24 protein-coding genes are annotated in these 22,958 nt (G+C 61.0%); 6 read left to right on the top strand and 18 right to left on the bottom strand.

Features of this window, described 5'->3' with window-relative positions:
• Positions 1-70: 70 nt before the first annotated feature.
• From IM739_RS07200 to IM739_RS07170, 7 genes are all read right to left on the bottom strand, one after another.
• On the bottom strand, positions 71-1,003 hold the full coding sequence (locus IM739_RS07200; RefSeq protein WP_442981124.1) for a glycine--tRNA ligase subunit alpha: 933 nt from the start codon (positions 1,001-1,003) through the stop codon (positions 71-73).
• A gap of 138 nt (positions 1,004-1,141) precedes the next feature.
• Complete coding sequence (locus IM739_RS07195; protein ID WP_237370501.1) at positions 1,142-2,197, bottom strand: PAS domain-containing sensor histidine kinase; 1,056 nt, start codon at positions 2,195-2,197, stop codon at positions 1,142-1,144.
• A gap of 221 nt (positions 2,198-2,418) precedes the next feature.
• Positions 2,419-3,072, bottom strand: coding sequence for a class I SAM-dependent methyltransferase (locus IM739_RS07190; RefSeq protein ID WP_237370500.1), 654 nt, complete (start codon positions 3,070-3,072; stop codon positions 2,419-2,421).
• 53 nt (positions 3,073-3,125) lie between these two features.
• Complete coding sequence (locus IM739_RS07185; RefSeq protein WP_237370499.1) at positions 3,126-3,317, bottom strand: hypothetical protein; 192 nt, start codon at positions 3,315-3,317, stop codon at positions 3,126-3,128.
• Between the two features lie 41 nt (positions 3,318-3,358).
• Positions 3,359-4,222 (bottom strand): S49 family peptidase, encoded by an 864-nt coding sequence (locus tag IM739_RS07180; protein WP_237370498.1) that lies wholly within the window; start codon positions 4,220-4,222, stop codon positions 3,359-3,361.
• A 96-nt stretch (positions 4,223-4,318) separates the two neighbouring features.
• Positions 4,319-5,104, bottom strand: a complete 786-nt coding sequence (locus IM739_RS07175; RefSeq protein WP_237370497.1) for a tRNA1(Val) (adenine(37)-N6)-methyltransferase — start codon at positions 5,102-5,104, stop codon at positions 4,319-4,321.
• A 6-nt stretch (positions 5,105-5,110) separates the two neighbouring features.
• Positions 5,111-5,341 (bottom strand): putative signal transducing protein, encoded by a 231-nt coding sequence (locus tag IM739_RS07170; RefSeq protein WP_237370496.1) that lies wholly within the window; start codon positions 5,339-5,341, stop codon positions 5,111-5,113.
• A 106-nt stretch (positions 5,342-5,447) separates the two neighbouring features.
• Between IM739_RS07170 and IM739_RS07165 the strand changes: the two genes are divergently transcribed.
• From IM739_RS07165 to moaB, 4 genes are all read left to right on the top strand, one after another.
• Positions 5,448-6,464 carry a polyprenyl synthetase family protein gene (locus IM739_RS07165; RefSeq protein WP_237370495.1) on the top strand — a complete coding sequence of 339 codons (1,017 nt, stop codon included), beginning with the start codon at positions 5,448-5,450 and terminating at the stop codon, positions 6,462-6,464.
• 134 nt (positions 6,465-6,598) lie between these two features.
• Positions 6,599-8,410 carry a tetratricopeptide repeat protein gene (locus tag IM739_RS07160; protein ID WP_237370494.1) on the top strand — a complete coding sequence of 604 codons (1,812 nt, stop codon included), beginning with the start codon at positions 6,599-6,601 and terminating at the stop codon, positions 8,408-8,410.
• Positions 8,411-8,415: 5 nt separating this feature from the next.
• The gene (locus IM739_RS07155; RefSeq protein ID WP_237370493.1) at positions 8,416-9,333 is read left to right on the top strand and encodes a 4-(cytidine 5'-diphospho)-2-C-methyl-D-erythritol kinase; all 918 of its coding nucleotides are present in this window, start codon (positions 8,416-8,418) and stop codon (positions 9,331-9,333) included.
• Positions 9,330-9,875 (top strand): molybdenum cofactor biosynthesis protein B, encoded by a 546-nt coding sequence (gene moaB / locus IM739_RS07150; RefSeq protein ID WP_237370492.1) that lies wholly within the window; start codon positions 9,330-9,332, stop codon positions 9,873-9,875. Before IM739_RS07155 ends, moaB begins: the two co-directional genes overlap by 4 nt.
• A gap of 17 nt (positions 9,876-9,892) precedes the next feature.
• Here the strand turns inward: moaB and IM739_RS07145 are convergent, their stop codons facing one another.
• Positions 9,893-10,414, bottom strand: coding sequence for a glycosyl transferase (locus IM739_RS07145; protein ID WP_237370491.1), 522 nt, complete (start codon positions 10,412-10,414; stop codon positions 9,893-9,895).
• Between the two features lie 144 nt (positions 10,415-10,558).
• Between IM739_RS07145 and IM739_RS07140 the strand changes: the two genes are divergently transcribed.
• Both IM739_RS07140 and IM739_RS07135 read left to right on the top strand, forming a co-directional pair.
• A complete protein-coding gene (locus IM739_RS07140; RefSeq protein ID WP_237370490.1) occupies positions 10,559-11,716 on the top strand; it encodes a PA0069 family radical SAM protein in 1,158 nt (385 codons plus the stop codon).
• A gap of 242 nt (positions 11,717-11,958) precedes the next feature.
• Complete coding sequence (locus IM739_RS07135; protein WP_237370489.1) at positions 11,959-12,624, top strand: ribonuclease HII; 666 nt, start codon at positions 11,959-11,961, stop codon at positions 12,622-12,624.
• A 120-nt stretch (positions 12,625-12,744) separates the two neighbouring features.
• Here the strand turns inward: IM739_RS07135 and IM739_RS07130 are convergent, their stop codons facing one another.
• From IM739_RS07130 to IM739_RS07085, 10 genes are all read right to left on the bottom strand, one after another.
• A complete protein-coding gene (locus IM739_RS07130) occupies positions 12,745-13,230 on the bottom strand; it encodes a F0F1 ATP synthase subunit B (RefSeq protein ID WP_237370488.1) in 486 nt (161 codons plus the stop codon).
• A 5-nt stretch (positions 13,231-13,235) separates the two neighbouring features.
• Entirely contained in the window at positions 13,236-13,823 is a 588-nt protein-coding gene (locus IM739_RS07125; protein WP_237370487.1) for a F0F1 ATP synthase subunit B, read from the bottom strand.
• Between the two features lie 83 nt (positions 13,824-13,906).
• Positions 13,907-14,134 carry a F0F1 ATP synthase subunit C gene (locus tag IM739_RS07120; RefSeq protein ID WP_007597650.1) on the bottom strand — a complete coding sequence of 76 codons (228 nt, stop codon included), beginning with the start codon at positions 14,132-14,134 and terminating at the stop codon, positions 13,907-13,909.
• A gap of 71 nt (positions 14,135-14,205) precedes the next feature.
• Complete coding sequence (locus tag IM739_RS07115) at positions 14,206-14,955, bottom strand: F0F1 ATP synthase subunit A (RefSeq protein WP_237370486.1); 750 nt, start codon at positions 14,953-14,955, stop codon at positions 14,206-14,208.
• Between the two features lie 60 nt (positions 14,956-15,015).
• Entirely contained in the window at positions 15,016-15,378 is a 363-nt protein-coding gene (locus tag IM739_RS07110) for an AtpZ/AtpI family protein (protein WP_237370485.1), read from the bottom strand.
• Between the two features lie 403 nt (positions 15,379-15,781).
• Complete coding sequence (locus IM739_RS07105; protein ID WP_442981101.1) at positions 15,782-16,963, bottom strand: cell wall hydrolase; 1,182 nt, start codon at positions 16,961-16,963, stop codon at positions 15,782-15,784.
• 165 nt (positions 16,964-17,128) lie between these two features.
• Entirely contained in the window at positions 17,129-19,030 is a 1,902-nt protein-coding gene (locus IM739_RS07100; protein ID WP_237370484.1) for a potassium transporter Kup, read from the bottom strand.
• A gap of 16 nt (positions 19,031-19,046) precedes the next feature.
• Positions 19,047-20,024: a magnesium transporter CorA family protein gene (locus IM739_RS07095; protein WP_336886407.1), complete on the bottom strand. Its 978-nt coding sequence runs from the start codon at positions 20,022-20,024 to the stop codon at positions 19,047-19,049.
• A gap of 221 nt (positions 20,025-20,245) precedes the next feature.
• The gene (gene apbC, locus IM739_RS07090; RefSeq protein WP_237370483.1) at positions 20,246-21,436 is read right to left on the bottom strand and encodes an iron-sulfur cluster carrier protein ApbC; all 1,191 of its coding nucleotides are present in this window, start codon (positions 21,434-21,436) and stop codon (positions 20,246-20,248) included.
• Between the two features lie 467 nt (positions 21,437-21,903).
• A complete protein-coding gene (locus IM739_RS07085) occupies positions 21,904-22,641 on the bottom strand; it encodes a helix-turn-helix transcriptional regulator (protein WP_237370482.1) in 738 nt (245 codons plus the stop codon).
• Positions 22,642-22,958 lie beyond the last annotated feature (317 nt).

The following is a 22,958-nucleotide window of genomic DNA, read 5'->3' as shown; positions in this document are numbered from 1 at the left end:
TAGCCGGTCAGCACAGCAAAGTCATCGGGGTTCGGCGCTACGGGCAATCTTAGTCAGGCGTGGCCCGGCATCAGGCGGCCCTGCCGAAATTCACGCCGCCGGCATCTGTCAGCAAAAATGCTTCGCCGCAGGCCTTGGCGAGCGTGCGTACGCGCAGGATGTAGCTCTGGCGCTCGGTGACCGAGATCACGCCGCGGGCATCGAGCAGGTTGAAGACATGGCTTGCCTTGATGCACTGGTCATAGGCCGGGAAGACGCATTTGTGCAGGCGCTGGTTATCGTTGTCGGAAGGCGCGCCTGCGGCGAGAAGCGCCTGGCATTCCGTCTCGGCATCGATGAAGTGGCGATGCAGCATCTCGGTATTGGCGAATTCGAAATTGTGCCTCGAATATTCCTGCTCGGCCTGCATGAAGACGTCGCCATAGGAGATTTTCTCCTCACCTTCGCGACCGTTGAAATTCAGGTCGTAGACATTGTCGACGCCCTGGACATACATGGCCAGGCGTTCGAGACCATAGGTCAGTTCGCCGGCGACCGGCGAGCAGTCGATGCCGCAGACGGCCTGGAAATAGGTGAACTGCGAAACTTCCATGCCGTCGCACCAGCATTCCCAGCCGAGGCCCCAGGCGCCGAGCGTCGGGCTTTCCCAATCGTCTTCGACAAAACGCACGTCATGCAGCAGCGGATCAAGTCCGATGGCCTTGAGCGAGCCGAGATAGAGCTCCTGCAGGTTGGACGGGTTCGGCTTCAGGATGACCTGGTACTGGTAATAGTGCTGCATGCGATTGGGGTTTTCGCCGTAACGACCGTCGGACGGACGGCGCGAGGGCTGCACATAGGCGGCCTTCCACGGCTTGGGGCCAAGCGCGCGCAGGGTGGTTGCCGGATGGAAGGTGCCGGCGCCCACTTCCATGTCATATGGCTGCAGCACGGCGCAGCCCTTGTCGGCCCAATAGGCGTGCAATGTCAGGATCAGCGCCTGGAAAGAGCGCTTCGGGTCCATATGCGGGGCGAGAGACGTGGTCATGGGATATCGTCCAAAACTTGGCTTGAAATGCGTGGTCCGTCTGGTGCCACGACGGGGCGGACGGGTCAAGCATGTGAAGGGGATTGCGAGCTCAGCGATAGGCGCGATCGCGTTCTAGCGATCCAGATCGGCGATCTGGTTCAACCGGCCGCTCAGCGAGAAGATCACGCCATCCGGCAGGAAGTGGATCTTCGCCTCGCCCTTGAACAGGTCCGAGACAACGCGCTCGGTCAGCCTTGAGCCGAAGCCGCGTCGGGGCGGTTCGCTGACCGGCGGACCGCCGCTTTCGCGCCAGTCAAAGGAAAAGCCCTCGCTGCCTTGCCGGGCCCAACTGACATCGACACGCCCGCCAGGCAGCGACAGGGCGCCGTATTTGGTCGCGTTGGTCGCAAGCTCATGGATGGCAAGCGACAGGCCAAGCGCCTGTTGCGCCGACAGGTAAACATTCGGACCCTGCATATGGAAGCGTATCTCGCTGTCGCTGTGCGGCGCGACGGCGGCATTGGCGATCGCCGACACCTCGGCTGCCGTCACGCTCATGCCGGTAAGCAGATCCTGCGCCTTGGCAAGCGTCTGGATGCGGGCGGATATCGTCGAGGCGGCGTCCGACAGGGACGAGGCGCCGCGCAGGGTCTGGCTGACGATCGACTGGACCATGGCCAGGGTGTTCTTCATCCGGTGTGCAAGCTCGCGATTGAGGAGCTTGAGTTCCTCCTCGTGCTTTTCGCGCTCAAGGATATGGCTCGTCGCATCGGCATAGGCCCGTTCGAGGGCTACGCGATCCTGCATGGCCTGTGTCGTTTCCGTAACGACATTCAAGATGCCGCGGATATCGCCAGTGTCGTCATAGAGCGGGCTATAAGAAAAGGTAAAATAGGTCTGTTCCTCATAACCGTTGCGGGTCAGGGTCAGCGGCAGGTTTTCCATCCAGGTGCCCTTGCCAGCCAGCGCACTGCGCACGAAAGGCAGGACGTCCTCCCAGACATCCGACCAAAGCTCCTTGAAGGGCTTGCCGATGGCGGGCTGACGCTTGCCCAGCATTGGCAGATAGGCATCATTGTGAAACTGCAGCAGGTCTTCACCCCACCAGAAGCACATGGGCTGGCGCGAGGAGAGAACCAGGCGGAGCGTCGATTTCAGCGACTGCGGCCAATTGTCGATCGGTCCCAATTCGCTCGAGGCCCAATCAAAACTGCAAATTTCAATTGCAGCCTCTCCGCCAATATTGAGGAAATCCTGCGTACGAATATTGCTACCCCTTCGAGGCCGTCGTCACCAGGCGGCAGAACAACCCCCTCAATTCCGCGCATGGCTTAATGATCAAACGATACTCAAAATAGGGCGAAACACATTGCAACTCAAGACGCCGGGCCGGAGCAAAACGCGCAGCATCAAGGTGCGCCGCGCCGGCGGAATGTGCTGAACTGGAATTTTTGCACCGATCCCGACGGCGTATGATGCTCATGGCTGATACTGCCGAGCAGATCAAAATCGGGACCGAGCAACCGTTGCAGGCTGGTGCAGTCGTGACGGGCGACCGGCAGACCGCTGCATTTTTTCGGCCCGTCCGGCGCAAAGGTGCCGATGACCGCCACGCCGCCGACCAGCAGTGCCGATTTCAACACGGTTACATAGGCATTCTGGTCGCTGACTTCGGTGAGGAAGTGGAATGCAGCCCTGTCGTGCCAGGCATGAAAATGGCGCGTCGGGGTCCAGCTACGTATATCGGCGACAACCCAATCCACGCTTCTGACACCCGGCAGGCGCTGTTGGGCGCGATCGAGGGCGGCGGCAGACAGGTCCAGCACCGTGACATGGGCCTGCCCTTCAACGATCAGGGCATCGACCAGAGCAGAGGCCCCTCCACCGACATCGATGACGGCCACATCCAGCCCGATGCCCGCCGATCGTAACAGCGACAGTGAAAGATCGGGCCGCTCCTCAAACCAGCTGACTTCGTGTTCGGCCTTGTGACGATAGACATTGTCCCAATGATCGCGTGCCGGCGTCACGGCCGCACCATCAGAGTGTGCCTCATCGGCCATCGGCGCCCCTCCAGAACCGGGCAGAATATGGACGGCGCTTTCGCAGCGCAGGACTATTCGTCGTCGCGGCGGACACGGTATTCGCCGGTTTCCTTGTCCTGGACCAGCGTTCCGATCGCACCCGTTTCGCGCTCCTTCTCCGCCGCACGGGACTTGGCCGCGAGCTTTTCCGCATCGCTGACAAATTTGCGGTAGAGCATCCAGCCGCCGCCGAACAGCAGTCCGAAAAATATCAGTTGCGCCATGTCCCCTCGCCCCGTCGCGTCCTAACCATGCCGTGCCGCGGTCAGAGACCGTAGCGCGACCACAATGCCTTTTCCTCAAGCGTGTCGGCAAGTCCCGCCACGGTTTGCGCGGCAATCTGGTCGATGGAACCGAATGCATCCACACCCGTCACGCGCTTGCCGAACAGGCTCTTGGCACCGCTGATCAATTCGAGCCTGGCATCTTTGCCATACCGCGTCTTGATTTCCTGGCGCATATTGCCGAGCCGATCGACAAGGCCAAGCTCGACGCCGCGACGGCCGGTCCAGAACAGGCCGGAAAACAGGGTCGGATCCTCGGCCAGAAGCACGCCGCGCCGGGCCTTGACCATGTCGATGAAGATCTCGTGGATCTCCAGCTGCAGGGTCTTCAGATACTCGATATCGCCTTCCTTTTCGGGCTGGAACGGATCGAGGATCGCCTTGTTTTCGCCGGCGGTGTAGACGCGGCGCTCAACGCCGATCTTCTTCAAAAGCTCCGGGAACCCGAAGCCGCCCGAGACCACACCGATGGAACCGACAATCGAGGTCGCGTCGACAATGATCTCGTCTCCGGCAATGGCGAGCATGTAGCCGCCCGACGCTGCCACATCCTCGACGAAGACGAGAACGCGCTTGTTCTTCTCTTCGGCAAGGGCGCGGATACGGTCAAAGATCATGCGCGACTGGACAGGCGAACCGCCGGGAGAATTGATCGACAGAGCAACGGCGGGGCTGTCCTTCATGGCGAAGGCCTTTTCCAGCTGTGGCGCGACACTGGCAAGATTGAGCGCTGGCCTGAACTTGGAACCTCCGCTCATGATCGCACCATGCAGACGCACGACGGGGATGACGATCCCCTGCTTGCGGAAGCGTTTCGGCACCAGCCGCTTCAAAAAATCTGCCATGGACGCACTATCCTCCTACGTGTCAAAACCTTGTCGAGATGTAAGAAGCCGGCCCCCAAACGCAATGGCTGCATACAAAATTCGGGCGATGCACGATCAGCGCTGACGGGCGTAACCGGCACGGCCATTGTTCAGATCATCGACAAGAGGGGCGAAGGCATGGCTGTCCCCGCGGTCATGCATCAAGAGCGGCGCCCGCAGTTGCAGACGCGCCCGCGACCCCTTGATCGCGGTAACCAGAATGCGGGTCGCGTTCTCGCCCGGCCGCGGATGGATGGCGGTAATCTCGATGCCACCGAAGCGGCGACCGCAGGCGGCGATGATTTCGGCGATCGACTGGGGTCTTGCGATCAGCGACAATTGCCCACCAGGCAGGGCGATGGCGCCAGCGGTTCGGATCCAGCTTTCGAACAGGTTTTCGGTCATCGCATGCGCCTCTGCCTTCAAGACGTCCGGCGTGCGGCGGTCGCTGGCATCGTTGAACGGCGGGTTCATGATGACATGATGGAAGCTGTCATCGCATAGACCCGCAGCAGCACGGGCGCGCCCGGTCAGCGTGACGTCCGTCTCAAGAACCGAGATCCGGTCGGCATATTGTGCATTTTCAGCCAGTGCGAGGCTCTTTCGGGCGAATTCCGCCATGTCGGGCGAGCGTTCGACGAGCACCACGTCTGCATCCAGCAGCCTGGAGGCCACGGCAAGGCCTGCCGCACCGGCGCCAGCCCCCAGATCCGCAAGACGAAACGGCCCGTCCTCTACCACCAGGGAAGCCAGCAACATGGCATCCATGCCTGCGCGATGACCCCGGCCGCGCGGCTGGACCAGATGAAAGCGGCCGCGGTGAAAGGCGTCGATGGTTTCGGAAGATGGCTGGTGCAACATCGGGCTTCAGGCCTCGTCGTCCCGCAACTCGGCCGCAAGACCCGCATCGGTGAGGATCCGACGCGCCTGACCGACCTCTTCTGAATCGACGAGCAGCCTGCGCTGCAGCATGCCCAGCGAGCCTTCGAGAATGCTCATCTGCTGGTCGGCAATCATCACAGCGATCCCGGCGTCCCGCATCAGGCTTTCGGCAAAGGAGAGAAGGACGACGTCGTTCGAACGGATGATCTCGTGCATTTTACCCAGAAAACCTTCTTCATTGCCGTTCCGGGACAATTCGCCCCTTGCCGTGGGTGCCTCGGCTTTTTATTGTCGAGGCAGAATTGAACAGGAGTCCGGTGCGTTGGGCGTAGTCATACCGCTTGAGGAAAACAAAAACAAACAGGCTTCCATCAAGCCCTTGGTGGACCTGACCAAAAGCGGCATGGAACGGGTGAACCAGCTGATCCTGTCGAAGGCGGGCTCGGATGTCCAGATGATCCCGGAAGTCGCCAACCACCTGATTTCGTCGGGCGGCAAGCGGCTGCGGCCAATGCTGACGCTGGCGACAGCATCGATGTTCGGCTATGAGGGCGACCATCACATCAAGCTGGCCACCGCTGTCGAATTCATGCACACGGCAACGCTGCTGCATGACGACGTGGTGGACGAAAGCGATCTCCGGCGCGGCAAATCGACGGCACGCACCATCTGGGGCAACCAGGCCAGCGTTCTTGTCGGCGACTTCCTGCTCGGCCAGGCTTTCCGGATGATGGTGGATGTCGGCTCGCTCGATGCGCTCGACGTGCTGTCGACGGCCGCCTCTGTGATCGCCGAAGGCGAAGTGCTGCAGCTGTCCGTCGCCAAGAACATGGAGACCACCGAAGACGACTACCTCTCGGTGATCCGGGCCAAGACGGCTGCGCTGTTTGCGGCGGCGGCCGAAGTCGGGCCGATCGTGGCCCAGACCGACAAGGCGACGCGCAATGCGCTGAAATCCTATGGCATGAACCTTGGCCTTGCCTTCCAGCTGGTCGACGACGCGCTGGACTATGGCGGCAAGGCCGCAGACCTCGGCAAGAATGTCGGCGACGATTTTCGCGAGGGCAAGATCACCCTGCCGGTGATCCTGTCCTATCGCCGCGGCACCTCCACCGAACGCGACTTCTGGCGGGAATCGATCGAAGGCGGCCAGAACGACGACGCCCGGCTCGAAAAGGCATTGGGGCTGATCAGCCGCTATGGTGCGCTCAGCGAAACGATCCAGCGGGCACAGCATTACGGCACCATTGCCCGCGATGCCCTGGCACCTCTGCCCGAGACGCCGTGGAAAGATGCGCTCAACGACGTGATCGACTTCTGTATCGCCCGCGTCAATTGACGCGGACAATCGTGGCGTACGGGCCGATTGCCTTGCGGGCCTGCTTCAAAAAAGCCATTCTATGCGTGAATCATCGCGCGTCGTTCCCATATAAGCACGACAGCGCTCTTTATCGGTTCTTGAAAGGCTCGTTCATGCGGCAAAGTCCCGCCACTCGTTTTCTCGCCGGCACTGCCCTGGCGCTGCTTCTCAGCGTCTTCCAAGCCCCGATCGTGTCTGCGGCGTCGCCCGACAAACCGGCGGAATCGGAGAGTTTCGACCTTGAAAGCGTAGACAGCTTTGCCGGCGCCTTTCTGGCGGCCCGGACGGCTGAGGCCGACCGCGACTACGCAAATGCCATCGGCCTGTACAAGAAGGCACTTGAGCTTTCGCCGGACGAGCTGGATATTCAACAGCGGCTGATGATCGCCCTGATCATGAACGGCGACTTCGATGAGGGCGCCAAGCTCGCCAAGGAACTGGAAAACGATCCGGCCGTCGAGCGCGTGACCTCCGTCGCACTGGGATTCCAGGCGATCCGGGATGGCCGCTACGACGACGCGCTGAAGAGCTTCAAATACGAGGGTCCGAACGACCTCGACCGCCTGATGAACGAATTGCTGGTAGCCTGGACCAAGGTCGGCGAAGGCAAGGGCAAGGAAGCGCTCGATCTGGTGAAGGGTCTGGAAGGCCCCAGCTGGTACGCGATCTTCCGCAACTACAATGTCGGCGTCATCGCCGCGCTGACCGGCGATGACGATACGGCCCGCAAGGCACTCACTGACACGCTGATCGACCGTAGTGGTGGCGCAACAGCGCCCGACACCTTTGCGCGGGCGGTCATTGCGCTTGCGACGCTCGAAGCCAATGCCGGCAACAGGCAGAAGGCCCTGGATGCCCTGGCGGCCGGTGACGAGCTGATCAACAATTACGCACCGTTCAAGGCGCTGCGCGACGAGATCGAAGCTGGCGGCAAACCGAAGCCGATGGTCGAGAATGCAGCCCAGGGTGCGGCCGGCGTGCTGTTTTCCATCGGTGGCGCGCTCAACCGCGAAGGCGCCGAAGACACGGTAATGCTCTATCTCCAGCTGTCGCATGCGCTGGACAAGGAAGCGGCAGACACCCTAGTCCTGCTCGGCGGCATTGCCGAGAATGCAAAGCAGCCGGAAAAGGCAATCGAATTCTACCGCCAGGTTCCGGAAGCCTCGCCGATGCGGCGGATTTCCGAATTGCAGCTCGGCCTGACGCTTGCCGAAACCGGCAAGGTCGAGGATGCACGCGAGCATCTGCAGGGTCTGATCGCGTCCGATCCGAAGGATATACGCAGCTACCTGGCCTATGGCAGCGTGCTGTCCGAGGCCAAGGATTACGCGGCGATGGCCGCCAACTACGACACGGCGGTCGAAGTCATCGGTCAATCGCCGATCAAGAGCCACTGGTCGATCTTCTTCCAGCGCGGCATCGCCAACGAACGCCTGAAGAAGTGGGACAAGGCCGAGCCGGATTTCCGCAAGGCGCTGGAGCTGAACCCGGAGCAGCCGCAGGTTCTCAACTATCTCGGCTATTCCTGGGTCGACATGAACCGCAATCTCCAGGAAGGGCTGGAGATGATCAAGAAGGCCGTCGAACTGAGGCCCGATGACGGCTACATCGTCGACTCGCTCGGCTGGGCCTATTATCGCCTCGGACGTTTCGACGAATCGGTCGCCGAACTGGAGCGGGCAGCCGAGCTGCGCGCCGGCGACGCGACGATCAACGACCATCTGGGCGACGCCTACTGGCGCGTCGGCCGCAAGCTCGAGGCCACGTATCAGTGGAAACGCGCACTTGCTTCCGAGCCGGAAGAGGCCGAAGTGCCGAAGATCCAGGCGAAGATCGACAAGGGCATGCCGCCGGTCGAATCCGATGCGGCCAAGATCAACGAACAGCCGGTGGTCAAGCCGGCTGAGATCGACAAGAAATCCTGACCATCATGATGCATGGCGCCGATTTTCGGCCGGTGCGGATCGAAGAGACCGCGCCGGCCAAGATCAATCTGGCCCTGCATGTCACGGGCCAGCGCAACGATGGCTACCATCTGATCGACAGCCTGGTAACGTTCTGCCAGCATGGCGACAGGCTGACATTCACGCTGTCGGATCAGGATGAATTCCAGATTACCGGCCGGTTTGGCGCCATGCTTTCAGCCGATGCGGATGGGCGCGACGGCAATCTGGTTGTTCGTGCGCGTGATCTGTTGCGCAAGGCTCTGGCGGCGGAAAACAGTGCCGCACCGCCGGTTTCGATCGTGCTGGAAAAGGAACTCCCGATCGCGTCGGGCATCGGCGGCGGGTCTGCCGACGCGGCCGGGACATTGCGCGGGCTGTTGCGATTGTGGCGCGCCGACATATCCGACGAAACATTGCAGAGGCTCGCACTCGCACTCGGTGCCGACGTGCCGATGTGCCTGCAGTCGAGGCCGCTTAGGGCGAGCGGCATCGGCGAAATCCTGACGCCCCTGCCCCAGATGCCGGCGCTGGCACTGGTGCTCGGCAATCCGTTGAAGGGCGTCTCGACGCCGACCATCTTCCGGCTGCTGGCGAACAAGGCCAATCCTGTCATGCCAGACTTGCCGACCGACGCCGCACTTTCTGACTGGATAGAGCGGCTGGGCACCCTGCGCAACGACCTGGAGCCGCCGGCGCGCGCGTTGCTGGCGGAGATCGGCATGCTGTCGGACATGTTCGCCGCAGAGGGCGCGCTGTTCACCCGCATGTCCGGCTCGGGCGCGACATGCTTCGGGATCTTTGCCGACCAGCACCATGCCGAGCAAGCCGCCGCTACCCTTCGCCAAAAGCGGCCGGACTGGTATTTTCAGGCGAGCCAGACATATCCAGGAGACATGGCATGAGCCGCATCGACGAGGCCCGGCCCTTCATTCCCGTCGGCATTGCCGTGCTGACCGTGTCCGACACACGCACGCTGGCCGATGACCGTTCGGGCGACACGCTTGTCCAGCGGATCACGGAAGCCGGTCATCGCCTTGTCGCAAGGGCCATCGTTGCGGACGACAGGCAGTCGATCTTCGATCAGGTTCAGGCCTGGACGCAAGACGATGCCGTCGATGTGGTGATCACCACCGGGGGCACCGGCTTTACCGGCCGCGACGTCACGCCGGAGGCGCTGGAACCGTTGTTCGAAAAGCGCATGGACGGCTTTTCCGAAGTGTTTCATCGAATTTCCTACGACAAGATCGGCACATCGACCATCCAGTCGCGGGCAACCGGCGGGGTCGCCAACGCGACCTTCATCTTCGTGCTGCCGGGATCGCCCGGCGCCTGCAAGGATGCTTGGGATGGCATCCTGAAGCTGCAGCTCGACTACCGCCATATGCCGTGCAATTTCGTCGAGATCATGCCACGGCTCGACGAGCACCTGACGCGCGGCAAATAACACCGCCAGTATGCGCTTCAGCGCCTGGCTTCGCGCGCGACCCAGGACGGGATAATTTCAGACGTCAACCGCCGCGGCTTGTGGCCATTTGCCAGATCGCGAAGATCCATGCCCGACCTGACCAGCGTCTGCGCCTGGCGCTTGGGCAGCAGCAGGCCATTTTCCAGTGGCGGGCGAGACCGGGTCAGGCGGCGATACAATGGCAGCCGATAGGCACGTGATTCCGAAAACCGGGCCGGCATCTTGTTGAGCGCGACGTATTCGGCGACCTCATCGATCCAGCCCTGTGTCAGCCGCGCCCCGGGCTCGACCAGGAGCAGCCACTCGCCGCGCGCCGTGCCGAGCAGGTCCTTCATGTCCCATTGCTGATAAAAGCGGCAGCCTGCGGCATCCGCCACAAAGGACGAACCGTCCTTGGAGCCGTGGTCCAGAACAATAACATCGCTCACAAGGCCTTCAACAGCGCCGGCTACGAGAACCGACAGCGTCTGAGCAAGTTCAGGCTCCTGATCGCGGCATTCCATGATCACTGTCAACATTGCCTATCTCTATCGCATTGCACAAAGATTTGCCACCGCTTTGCGGCGGCCCGATTTTTCAATTTTGTTCTTGCAATGTTCTCATTGATGATGGTAGGAATATAGTCATTCGGCGGGACTGATTGCCCCCGCGAGGAGCTAAACATGAACGAGCTGTCTCTTGTGGGCCAGGCTGCCTTTCAGCCTGGCAATACGGCAGATATTGCCGATGCGGTGATGACCTCTTCCGGGCTCCGGATCGAGATCGACCGACGCCGCGGTCGCGGGGCAACGCTCAACCCGGGCGGTCGCTTCGAACCAACGGAACGCGTGGCCTTCGATGACGGCTGGCAGAGCCTTGAGGACATGCCGCCGTTCAAGACGGAAGTGCAGGTCGAGAAGCCGAGAACGATCATCACCCGCAATGAATCGCCGGATATTCCCTTCGATCGTTCGATCAATCCTTACCGCGGCTGCGAGCATGGCTGCATCTATTGCTTCGCCCGCCCGACGCACAGCTATATGGGGCTCTCGGCCGGTCTCGACTTCGAGGCGCGGCTGTTTGCCAAGCCGGATGCACCGAAGCTTCTGGAACGGGAATTGTCGAAGCCGGGCTACAAGCCGCGGCCGATCGCGATCGGCACCAATACGGACCCCTATCAGCCGATCGAGCGGGAATGGCGGATCATGCGCCAGATCCTCGAAGTGCTCGACAAGGCCAATCATCCGGTGGTGATCGTCACAAAGTCGGCGCTGGTGCTGCGCGACGTGGACATCCTGAAGTCGATGGCGGAGCGCGGCCTCGCCAAGGTCGGCATTTCGGTAACGACGCTCGACCGCAAGCTTGCCCGGCTGATGGAGCCACGCGCGGCCACGCCGTCAAAGCGGCTGGAGACGATCAAGGGGCTGTCGGAAGCCGGCATCCCGGTTGCCGTGATGCTCGGGCCGGTCATTCCGGCACTGAACGACCATGAGATCGAACGCATTCTCGACAGCGGCAAGGCAGCGGGCGCGACGGAGGCCAGCTATGTGCTGCTGCGCCTGCCGCTTGAGGTCAGCCCGCTGTTTCGCGACTGGCTGCTGCAGCATTATCCGGACCGCTACCGGCATGTGATGTCGCTGGTCCGCTCGATGCGGGACGGCAAGGATTACGATGCCGAATTCGGTAAGCGGATGAAGGGCGCCGGTCCTTACGCCTGGCAGATCAGCCGCCGCTTCGAAATGGCGACCAAGCGTCTTGGCCTGACCCGCCGCAGTCTGCATCTGCGTGAGGACCTGTTCCTGTCGCCGAACAGCCATGGCGTGCAGCTGTCGCTGCTGTGAAACTGGCACTGTTGTGAAACTGGCGCCTCACAAAGGCGCAGGATCCCTATCGTGATGTCCGGGCGGCCGGCACCGCCTCGACATTGCGCCTCCCGGTCCAGGCCGGGTTTCGACTTCCGGCGCGGTTATCCGCCGCCTCGCGCCGGATGTGTCCCTGGTCAGCCGCCCCTTGCTCTCGCGTCCAACGAGAGAAAGGGACCAGGGGCTTGCAGGAGATCGGGTGTGCGTGCGAGTTCTGCCGCATGAAAACGCGAACGCCACCCGATTCTCCCAGCCTGTTTGCCGACATGCCGCTGGCACCCGATTTCTCGATCGAGAGCCGCACCAGGCGGCGCGGGCTCTGGCCGGTGGCCGGAACCGATGAAGCCGGCCGCGGGCCGCTGGCGGGGCCGGTGGTGGCCGCTGCGGTCATCCTCGACCCGAAGCGTATCCCTGAGGGGCTGAACGATTCGAAGAAACTGTCCGCGGCCCAGCGCGAGCGGCTGTATGACGAGATCCTTGCGACTGCCACCGTCTCTATCGCCTCTTCGTCACCCCGCCATATCGATGCACGCGATATCCGCAAGGCGAGCCTCGACGCGATGCGGCGTGCCGTTGCCGGGCTTGAATTGAGCGCCATGCATGTGCTGGCCGACGGCAAGGACGTTCCGGACGGACTTTCCTGTTCCGGCACGGCCGTGGTCAAGGGCGATGCCCGCTCGGTGTCGATCGCCGCAGCATCGATCCTTGCCAAGGTCATGCGGGACCGGATGATGGCACGGGCCGGGCTGCTCTATCCCCACTACGGGTTCGCACAGCATGCCGGATATGGCACGGCCATGCATCGGGCAGCGATCGCGCTGCATGGCCCCTGCCCGCTGCACCGTATGAGCTTTCGGCCATTGCGACAGGAAGACCTCATCGACTGAGGCAACGCTGCTGCCCGTGACAATCACCGATCCGGCTGGGCGGCAGCAACACTCCATATTGCAGACAACAAAAAAGCCGGGCGAACCCGGCTTTCTTCAATTCCAAGACCGATCCTGCGATCAGTTCAGGCGGGACTTGACCTCACCCACGGCGTTCTTGAACAGGTTGTCCTGAACCGCGCCGTCAGTCTTCTTGGCCAGGACCTTTTCAGCCGCAGCGATGGCCAGATCGACGGCCGCTACGCGCACGGCGTTGACGGCTTCGGTTTCGGCCTGCTTGATCTTCTGCTCCGAGAGTGCATTGCGGCGTGCAATGAACTCGTCGGTCTTCTGCCTGGCTTCGGCCGTCAGGGCAGCGGCTTCGCGTTCGGCAGCAGCAACGATGCCTGCGGCCTCTGCTTCCGCTTCCTTGCGCTTGCGCTGGTATTCGGCCAGCAGGTGCTGGGCCTCTTCGCGCAGGCGCTTGGCTTCCGCCAGTTCGTCGCGGATCTTGTCAGCGCGCTCGTCAAGCCCCTTGGCCATCATGCCCGGAACCTTGAGGTAAGCGAGCAGGACGAAGAAGAGAACCAGACCGACCAGGGCAAAAAATGTTGCGTCGAGATGCATGGCGATCACGCTCCCTGCTTGGCGGCGCCGGAAACGGCAGCCTTGATGTCGGCGGCGGTCGCCTTGGTGCCGATCAGCTGTTCAACGATCGAACCGACCGTGTCGATGGCGATCGTGTCGACTTCGGCGAATGCCTTGGCCTTGATCTCGCCGATGCGGACTTCGGCGGCAGCGATCTTGGCGGAAAGATCCGCTTCGATGCTTGCGCGTTCCGCGTCGGCCTTGACCTTGGCTTCGTCGCGCGCGACCGAGGCAATCTGGCCGGCCTTCGCCTTGGCCGCGCTCAGCTCGCGTTCGTATGTTTCAATCGCAGCGTCGGCCTCGGACTTCAGGCGTGCTGCCTCGTCGAGATCCTGTGCAATGCGGTCGTGACGGTTTTCGAGAATACCGCCAACGCGCGGCACGATGACCTTCTGCATGAGCATGTAGAAGATGCCGAACGTGATCACCAGCCACAACAGCTGCGAGGCATAGGTGGACGAATCGAACGGCGGGAACACACCGCTGGCATGTTCCGTATTCGGAACGCCGGTCTCGGTGTGGACAGTGCCCTCTGCCGGCGCTTCCTCGGCATAGGCGGGGGTCACAAACATGCTCACCTCCAGGTGTATTCACAAATGCACGAGATCACGGCCGCCGCGAAAGGCACGCCGTGATCCCAATCTCCAACCGTGTATTAGACGGCGAACAGGAGGAGGAGAGCGATGAGCAGCGAGAAGATGCCCAGAGCTTCCGTAACGGCGAAGCCGAATACCAGACGGCCGAACTGGCTGTCGGCAGCAGACGGGTTGCGCAGTGCGCCGGAGAGGTAATCACCGAAGATACGGCCGAGTGCGAGGGACGTACCAGCCATGCCGAGGCATGCGAGACCTGCGCCGATGTACTTTGCTGCTTCCGCTTCCATATGGATACTCCTTCGAAATGGTTGTTGCGGCTGTTTTGGCCCCGGTTGCGCCGGGGCCAGCGACTATATTCTCAGTGACCGCCGTGCACTGCGTCGTTCAGGTACATGCAAGTGAGTACCGCGAAGACGTAGGCCTGCAGGAAGGCAACGAGAAATTCGAGACCGGTCATGGCGACCGTCATCAAAAGGGGCAGAATTGCGCCGCCGACACCGACCGCACCCATGGCGCTCATCGACGCGACGAAGCCGGCAAAGACCTTGAGCGTGATGTGACCGGCGAGCATGTTGGCGAACAGACGGACGGAGAGGCTGATCGGACGCGAGAGGAAGGAAACAACCTCAATCGTGGACACCAGCGGCAGCAGAGCAATGGGCACGCCGGACGGCGCAAAGATGCCGAGGAACTTCAGGCCGTGCTTGTAGAAACCATAGACCAGGACGGTCAGGATGACGAACAGCGCCAGAGCGAAGGTGACGATGATCTGGCTGGTAATGGTGAAAAAGTACGGGAACATACCGAGCAAGTTTGCCGTCAGCACGAACATGAACAGCGAAAACACCATCGGGAAAAACTTCATGCCATGGCTGCCAGCGCCTTCGCGCAGCATCGAGGCGATGAATTCATAGGCCATTTCAGCGACGGACTGCATGCGGGTCGGAATCAGACCCCGGTTCGACGTCGAGAAATAGAGGAAGCTTGAAGCGGCTGCGACAGTTGCAACCATGAACAGCGACGCATTGGTGAACGAAAAATCAATCCCACCCACTTCGATCGGAACAATCTTCTGGATCAGAAACTGATGAGTAGGATCGTTGGCCACGTTCTGCTCTTTCGCGTTTTGCCGCCGGGGCGGATATCTTATCGTCGTGCTCGGATCGCCTCAGCGACCGTCGCCTTTTTCTTTCAAGTCCAACTTGCGATCAGCCGGATGCGGCGAAGCCACAATTCCAACGACGCGCATGACGTTCAACACGCCGGCGCAGAACCCGATGAGCAGCATGACAATCATGCCCCAGGGCGCCGTACCGACAAAGCGGTCAAAAAGATAGCCCAGAAATGCGCCAACAACGATGGCGGAGATGAATTCGCTCGAGATCTTCATCGCCATTCCGTAACCCTTGCGGGTTTCTTCGGCGTTGATCTCCGCGCTTTCCTCGCTCTTCGCCTTGGTGTCCCGGACAGCCAATTCGGCAGCCAGTCTCCGGCGACGCTCTTCCAGACCTTCTTCCCGATTATCCGTCATGGCTTCCTCCCGTCCCAATCCGTATCTCACAGGGCACAATACACCCGATTTGAATGCAGAAACGGCAGGATAGAAACCCTTCTGGCCCGCTTTGAAGTCGGCCGCACCATAATTTTGAGGACCTGCATAGTCAAGGCATATGGGGGCCAAGTTTCACGACAAATTAACCCATAAAATTCAGATGGTTAGATAAATATTGCCGATTCAACTCACATGACAGACGCCAAATCGTGTCACTTGGTCGCGATGGAAGGAGAGAATCTGCCATAATCGATGCCGCGCCATGCCACATTGCGGCACAAGCAAGTCAGCGGAAAACGAAATCATGTTCGGCCGGCGTCAAAGTCCGAAAATGCCGCCGCAATCCTGAAAGGGCGCCCGCCTTCGCGCAGATGCTGGCGTGTCAGCTCCAGCCACCGCCATAGGTGCGGTAGAAGATGTGCTTGCCGATCGTGTCAACCCGCTTCATCGTCGGACCCCAATCCGGCTTCACATAGGTCGCGTGATAGTGGGTGGCGGATCCCACCTCCTTGAACCAGATCTTGCCGGCGGTGACCGCCATGGCAATCTCCTTGGCGATGCGCCAATGGGACGGCGATGTCACGCGGTCGGGGATACGGTCGCAGGCGAAGGAAAACTGGCAGCGGTTGCGCCAATCCTCGTTCTGATAGACGACACCACAGATCGTTGATGGATAATGCGGATTGCGTACCCGGTTGAGGATGACCTGGGCGACCGCCGCCTGCCCCTTCACCGATTCGCCTCGGGCTTCGAAATAGATGCCCTCGGCGAGGCATTTCTGTTCCTTGTCGGAAAATACGCCGGCCGGCAAAGCGGTTGCAGCCCAGGCATGATCCTGCGGGCCGATCTCGGGCATGAAGCGGCCGCGCGCCGTCTGCTTTTCCGTCAGGATCGCATCAAAGGGCGAGACACTGGCGTAATCCGGTGCGGGCGGCGCGTAGGCGGTGGCCAGAACGTCCGGGTTTCGGTTGGTCACCAATCCGGCAAGCATGGCCGGCAGCGCCGGATCGACCGGCTGCTCCTTGCGCTTGAAATAGAAGCTCGCCAATTCGACCGGCTTCGTCTCGGTTTTCTCCCGAGCAAAGGCTGTGCGTTCGGTCGCGCGATCCCTTGGGTCGAGCAGCGAACTGGTGCGCTTCAGGATCGATCCCGCCGAAAAGGCACGCGGTGGCAGCATCTGCTCGACGGCAATCACCCTGCCCTTCTTCAGGTCTCGGGTGACGCGCATTTCATCCGGCAGCGGATCGGCGGCCTGCTTGCCGCCGTCAAAGGCGATGCGGCGGCCGTCGGGCAGCACAAGGCCGGTGTCATTGGACAGGGCCGACGATGTTTCGTCGGCAGAAAATGCCAACTCTGCCTGATGGATTGAACCTGCCGGCGATGCGGTCAGAACCATACGCCAATTGCTGGCGCCGCGGTCGCTGCCGGCCAAAAGGCCGGCCAGATCCGCTTGGGCTGCAATTGTCGGGAAGGCGAGCCAGGAGACGAGGCCGAAGAGCAGAGGCGAGGTCCACATCTCCAGCCGGGAGAGGACCTTCTTGGACGGGCGAAATGAGGAACGCAAACCGAACTCCAGCACAAGGACGCGAGATACATTAGAAAAACATCTCTCATTAACCTTGATGCATGGTTAACGCCGGCTGCAATACGGCGTGAAAGCGGGCCGCACCAACGCGAAGGGCCACCGGGATCATCCGGTGGCCCTCGAATGCATTTTCCGGCATCTGCGTCAGATGATGACGTGCGAGCCCAGTTCGACCACGCGATTGGCTGGCAGGCGGAAATAGTCCGACGGGTCGGCTGCCGCGTTGGCAAGCGAGATATAGAGCCGGTCCTGCCAGTAGGGCATGCCGGATTTGGCATCCGGCACCAGCTTGCGCCGGCCGAGATAGAACGAGGTCGACATGATGTCGAATTTCAATCCGCAGCGGCGCAGGTTGGCCAGGGCCTTGGAGACATTCTGGTTCTCCATGAAGCCGAACCGGATCTCGACGCGGGAAAAACGTTCTGACAAAGGCTCGATGACAAATCGCTCGTCGGCGGTGGCGCGTGGCCGCCCGATCGTCTTTATCGTCAGGATGATGTTGCGTTCGTGGAGAACATGGTTGTGCTTGAGATTGTGCAGAAGCGCGGCGGGCGCCGTTTCGGCATCGCTGGTCAGGAAGATCGCGGTACCCGGAACGCTCGCCGGTGCATGGTCGCTCTTGCGCTCGATGGAGGCGATGAACGGCGCGAGCGGCACATCCGTATGGCGGGTCTTGGCAAACAGGATGCCGTTGCCACGACGCCAGGTCCACATGATGACCGTGAAGACGCCGGCAAAGAGGACTGGGATATAGCCGCCATCGTGGATCTTTAAGAGGTTTGCGCCGAGAAACACCATTTCCAGCGCCAGGAGCGGCAACAGCGCAGCCACGGCAGTGGTCAGGCTCCAGTTCCAGCGCTTGCGGACAAATTCGAAGGCCATGATCGTGGTGACGACCATGGCACCGGTGACCGAGATGCCATAGGCGGTGGCCAAGGCCTCGGAGCTTTCAAACAAGAGCACCAGCGCCAGAACGCCAACCAGCAGCAGGGCGTTGACCGAGGGAAGATAGATCTGGCCGGTATGGGTTTCCGAGGTAAACAGGATCTGCATGCGCGGCAGGAAGCCGAGATGGATCGCCTGGCGCACCAATGAGAAGGCGCCGGTGATCACGGCCTGGCTGGCAATGATGGTTGCGAAGGTCGCCAGAATGACGACCGGCAACAGCGCCCATTGCGGAAACATCAGGTAGAACGGGTTTTCCATGGCAGCGGGATTATGCAGCACCAGCGCGCCCTGCCCGAGATAGTTGAGCACCAGCGACGGAAAGACCAGCACGAACCAGGCCCACTGAATGGGCTTGCGGCCAAAATGGCCGAGGTCGGCATACAGCGCTTCCGCACCGGTTACGGTGAGGAAGACGGCGCCGAGGACGACAATGCCGAGGAAGCCTTCACGCAGCATGAAACTGGCGGCATGCCAGGGATTGAAGGCCGAGAGAATGCCGAGGTCGTCGAAGATGTGATTGACGCCGCCGGCCGCCATGACCAGAAACCAGAGTGCGGTGATCGGGCCGAAGAAACGGGCAACGGCCGCGGTGCCATGCGATTGCACGGCAAAGACGCCGATCAGGATCGCGACCGAAATCGGCACAATATAGTCCGACAGGTCCGGCGCCACGAGTTTCAGCCCCTCGACCGCCGACAGCACCGAAAGCGCCGGAGTAATCATGGAATCGCCGAGGAAAAGTGCCGCCCCGATCAGACCAAGCACCATCAGGATCGGCCCGTGGCCATTGGCGGTCTTCGACAGCAATGCGAGCAGCGACAGGGTTCCGCCCTCGCCATCATTGTCGGCGCGCAGAAGGAACAACACATATTTGATCGTGACAATGATGGTCAGCGCCCAGATCATCAGCGAAATCAGACCGATGATCTCCATGCGGGTGACGCCACCTTCGCTGATCGGCTTCAGCGCTTCACGAAACGCATAGAGCGGGCTGGTGCCGATATCGCCATAGACGACGCCGACGGAACCGAGCGCAAGGAAAAACATCCCCCGCGGACCCTTGTGAGCTGCTGACGCATGATGTTTGTCGTGTTCCATAAGATGTCGGGCTCCTTCAGAGCCAGCCTTTCCAGCGGAAGAAAAGAAACGGAATGACGGCGGAGATCAGCATGCCGAAAAGCGCCAATGCGTAGCCATAGTTCCAGTCCAGTTCCGGCATGAAGTGAAAATTCATGCCGTATATCGAGGCGACCAAAGTCGGTGGCAGGAAGACCACCGAGGCAATCGAGAAGATCTTGATGATGGCGTTCTGTTCGACATTGATCAGGCCGAGCGAGGCATCCAGCATGAAGGTAATGTTGTTGCTGACGAAAGCCGCATGCTCGGCGAGCGACTGGACGTCGCGCGCCACGACCAGACAGAGTTCGGCCGCCTCCTCCTCACGCCGCACGACCTGCTGAGACTGCAGGAATGTAACCAGACGTGACAGGGAGATGAGGCTGTCACGTGCCTTGCTCACCAGTTGGTGGTGACTGGCGATATCGAGCAGCTTGTCTTCCAGAAAGCGCGGCGGGCGGCGCTTGGCAGCCTTGCGATCGACAAAGACGGAAATGGATAGCGCATCCAGGCGCGTCGCGAGGATTTCCAGCACTTCGGCCGTCCGGTCCACCACCGTCTCGAGCAGGCGCCCGAGCAGAACGGTCCCGGTCGGGCACTGTTCGGTGGCACGCAAGAGGCTGGCGCTGAAGAGCGCGAAGGATTTCGGCTCTGCGTAGCGGATGGTGATGAGGCGGTTGCCATGCAGGATGAACGCCACATCGGTCAGCCGCGCCAGATCCGTCTCGACCTTGTAGATCAGCGAGGCGGTCATGTAGACACCGCCGTTCTCGACATAGAGACGACTTGAAGGCTCGATATCCTTCAGTTCCTCAGGGGTCGGCAGCGGAATACCGAGCCTTTTTTCGACCTGCTGCTCTTCTTCCTTCGTGGGGCTTATCAGGTCCAGCCAGATGATCGACGCGTCGAAGTCACCTGTGGCGTCATCCGGGCCGATCACCTCCGCGCTGCCGTCAGTTCTATAGGCCCGGATCAAGACAAAGTTACCTTCATGGCTACCCGCGAGTGGCAAATTGCCCGGACCCAAACACAAATGGCAAGAAAAAGGCAAGTCGAATTTTGCACCGCAGTATTCTGTCCCGAACACTGCTCTTTTCCGGAATGCGCCCGACAGCGGCTTTCAGATGCCCGAAAATAACATCCGAAACCGCCTCGAAACCCGTTCAAAACAGAGGGCGCACTCCTGCCGGTATGGCGCTATTCAAAGACGATGGCCGGTGCGGCACGGCCCGAGCGCGCCTTGACCTCTGTCCAGACCTTCCCGGCGATCTCGCGGTAGACGGCCGCTTGCGGACCTTCGGGATCGGAAACGACGACCGGGGTTCCGGCATCCGACGTTTCGCGGATCGAGATCGTCAGCGGCACTTCGCCCAGGAAGGGTACGCCGATCTTCTCGGCTTCGGCACGGGCGCCGCCATGACCGAAGATATCGTAGCGATTGCCGGTGTCGGGCGCGATGAAATAGCTCATGTTCTCGACGATGCCGAGCACCGGCACCTCGACCTTATTGAACATGTTCAGCCCCTTGCGCGCATCGATCAGGGCGAGATCCTGCGGGGTCGAGACGATGACGGCACCGGAAAGCGGGACCTGCTGGGCCATGGTCAGCTGGGCATCGCCCGTGCCTGGCGGCATGTCGACGACCAGGACATCAAGGTCACCCCAGGCGACTTCGCGCAACATCTGCATCAGCGCCGACTGGACCATCGGCCCGCGCCAGATCATCGCGGTGCCCTCGTCGACGAGGAAACCCATCGACATCACCTTGATGCCGTAGTTCTCCATCGGCACGATGATGCGGTTTTCGATCTGCTGCGGACGTCCGGTAATGCCGAGGAGGCGCGGCATGGAAGGACCGTAGACATCGGCGTCGAGAATGCCGACGCGCAAGCCATTGGCCTTGAGGCCAAGCGCCAGATTGACCGCTGTGGTCGACTTTCCGACGCCGCCCTTGCCGGAGGCAACCGCAATGATCGCCTCGATGCCCGGCACGCCGGCCTTTGTGCGCTGCTGCTGCGGCTGGGCGTGGCCTGGTCCATGCGTGTGTGCGTGGTTGTGCCCATGATCATGCCCGTGATCGTGACCGCGGGCAGCGGCGGCTGGCGGTTGCGGCCGGGCTGCTGGCGCCGCACCTTGCTTGCGCTCTGCCGTAAGGCTGGCCAGAACACCCTTGACGCCCGGAATGGCCTTTACAGTGCGCTCCGCCGCCTGGCGCAAGGGCTCCAGCGCCTCGGCCTGCTCAGCCGGTACGGTGATCGAGAAATAGACCTTGCCGTCGGAAATAAAGACATCCGACACCATCTTCAGCTCGACGATGCTGCGATCCAGATCGGGACCGCGCACGCGCCCCAATGCGTCCAGAACCTGCTCGCGGGTCAACTCGGTCATGACGTCCTCTTTCCTGGCTCATTTTCTAGGCTCTGGCGTCAGAGCTTAGCGTGTCGTGACAGCGTAGATAATAGAGGAGCGCGACTTCGCCAACCGCAAATGCGGAGACAAAACGCCCCACGACAACAGGAGCGGACAAAGCCAGATGGAAGCAAGGGGGAAGTCAGTCCGGCCCGAGACGGAAGGGCGCCCGGTAAAGACGCCAGCGCCCTAGAAACAGGAAAGCCGCCAGCAGGAACCGATGTTCACCGCGGCGGCTTGTCCTTGCAGCACCCTTGGCTGGGTACCATGCAGCGTCCCCTCTGGACTGAAATAGAGAAAGCAGGAAGCGTGCCAGACTGGAACCCGGAGGAGAATCGGCGTTTCCGGCGGTTTTCTTGCGGGAGAAAACCCCAATCGGCGACCCACTTGCCAACAATCTAGGCGCCGGTCGCGCGGACCGCACAAAAAATCAACAGAGGTCAGAGTTATTTAATCAAGCCGAGGCGGAGCGCCTTGGCGACTGCCTGGGTGCGGTTGACGGCATCGAGCTTCTTCGTTGCACGGTTCAGGTAGTGATTGATGGTGTGCTCGGACAAAGTCAGGATTTCGGCGATCTCGACGCTGGTCTTGCCGGCAGCCGTCCAGTTGAGGCAATCCAGTTCCCGCTCAGTCAGCATATCGCTGTTGCGGCTGTCCATGTCGCGGATTTCGGCCAGCCGATTGAAGACATGGACTGCCAGATAGCTCAGTTCCATCATCTCGCGCATCGTGAACGGTTTGCGCTCGCCGCTGAACGAAACGGCCCCTCGCGCGCCCGTTGCGTCATGCACCGGGAAATAGGCGCCGCGATTCATGCGGAAGCGATGAAACAGCGTCTTTGAAAGTTCTGCACTGCGCGGATCGCGCTGCGCTACGACCTCATCGATATCGTAAGTGAAGGGTATGGAGGCGCGGCGCAGCACGGCAAGGACCGGGCTTCCGGCCAGAAGCGCCCCCTGATCGAATTCGGTCAGCAGGTCCGACGGCCAGTTGGTGATGATCGAACTGCTGGACAGATCCAGCGACGTCGCACCCGGCATGTTCAGAACCATGAACGCGCGAGAACCATATTGCTCCGTCGCCCGCTTCATGAAGCGAAACACGTCGAACTGTGTCTTGAAACTTTTCACCTCGAGTACCAGCGCCTCTATGCGGCTGGAGTCGGGGGTATCGTTCGTGGTCATGGCATCATTTTCTGCACGATATGTTCGGCCATCATGACGATCCACATTTTCCAAGGCGGTATTCCCAATCCGTGGCAGTACCGGTCTGTCTCACAGCCATTGGCACAGCAAAATGTCATCAAGTGCGAATCCCAACAACACGATACAAAACCATCTCGTCAGGCTTGTTGGCTGGTACGCGATCACGGGATTTATCGAGAACGCGACCTCATGTTGGGTCTTATATCGAGCACCAACGAATCCGTTTCCCAAGTTGTCACACAATAGACTTGTAAACCACTCCGCGTCCAGCAACCTCTTTATTTTACCGTAAACCC

The organism is Rhizobium sp. SL42 (assembly GCF_021729845.1).
Classification (GTDB): domain Bacteria; phylum Pseudomonadota; class Alphaproteobacteria; order Rhizobiales; family Rhizobiaceae; genus Allorhizobium.
The sequence above is the reverse complement of the archived record's forward strand: the minus strand, read 5'-3'. Positions and strand labels throughout refer to the sequence as shown.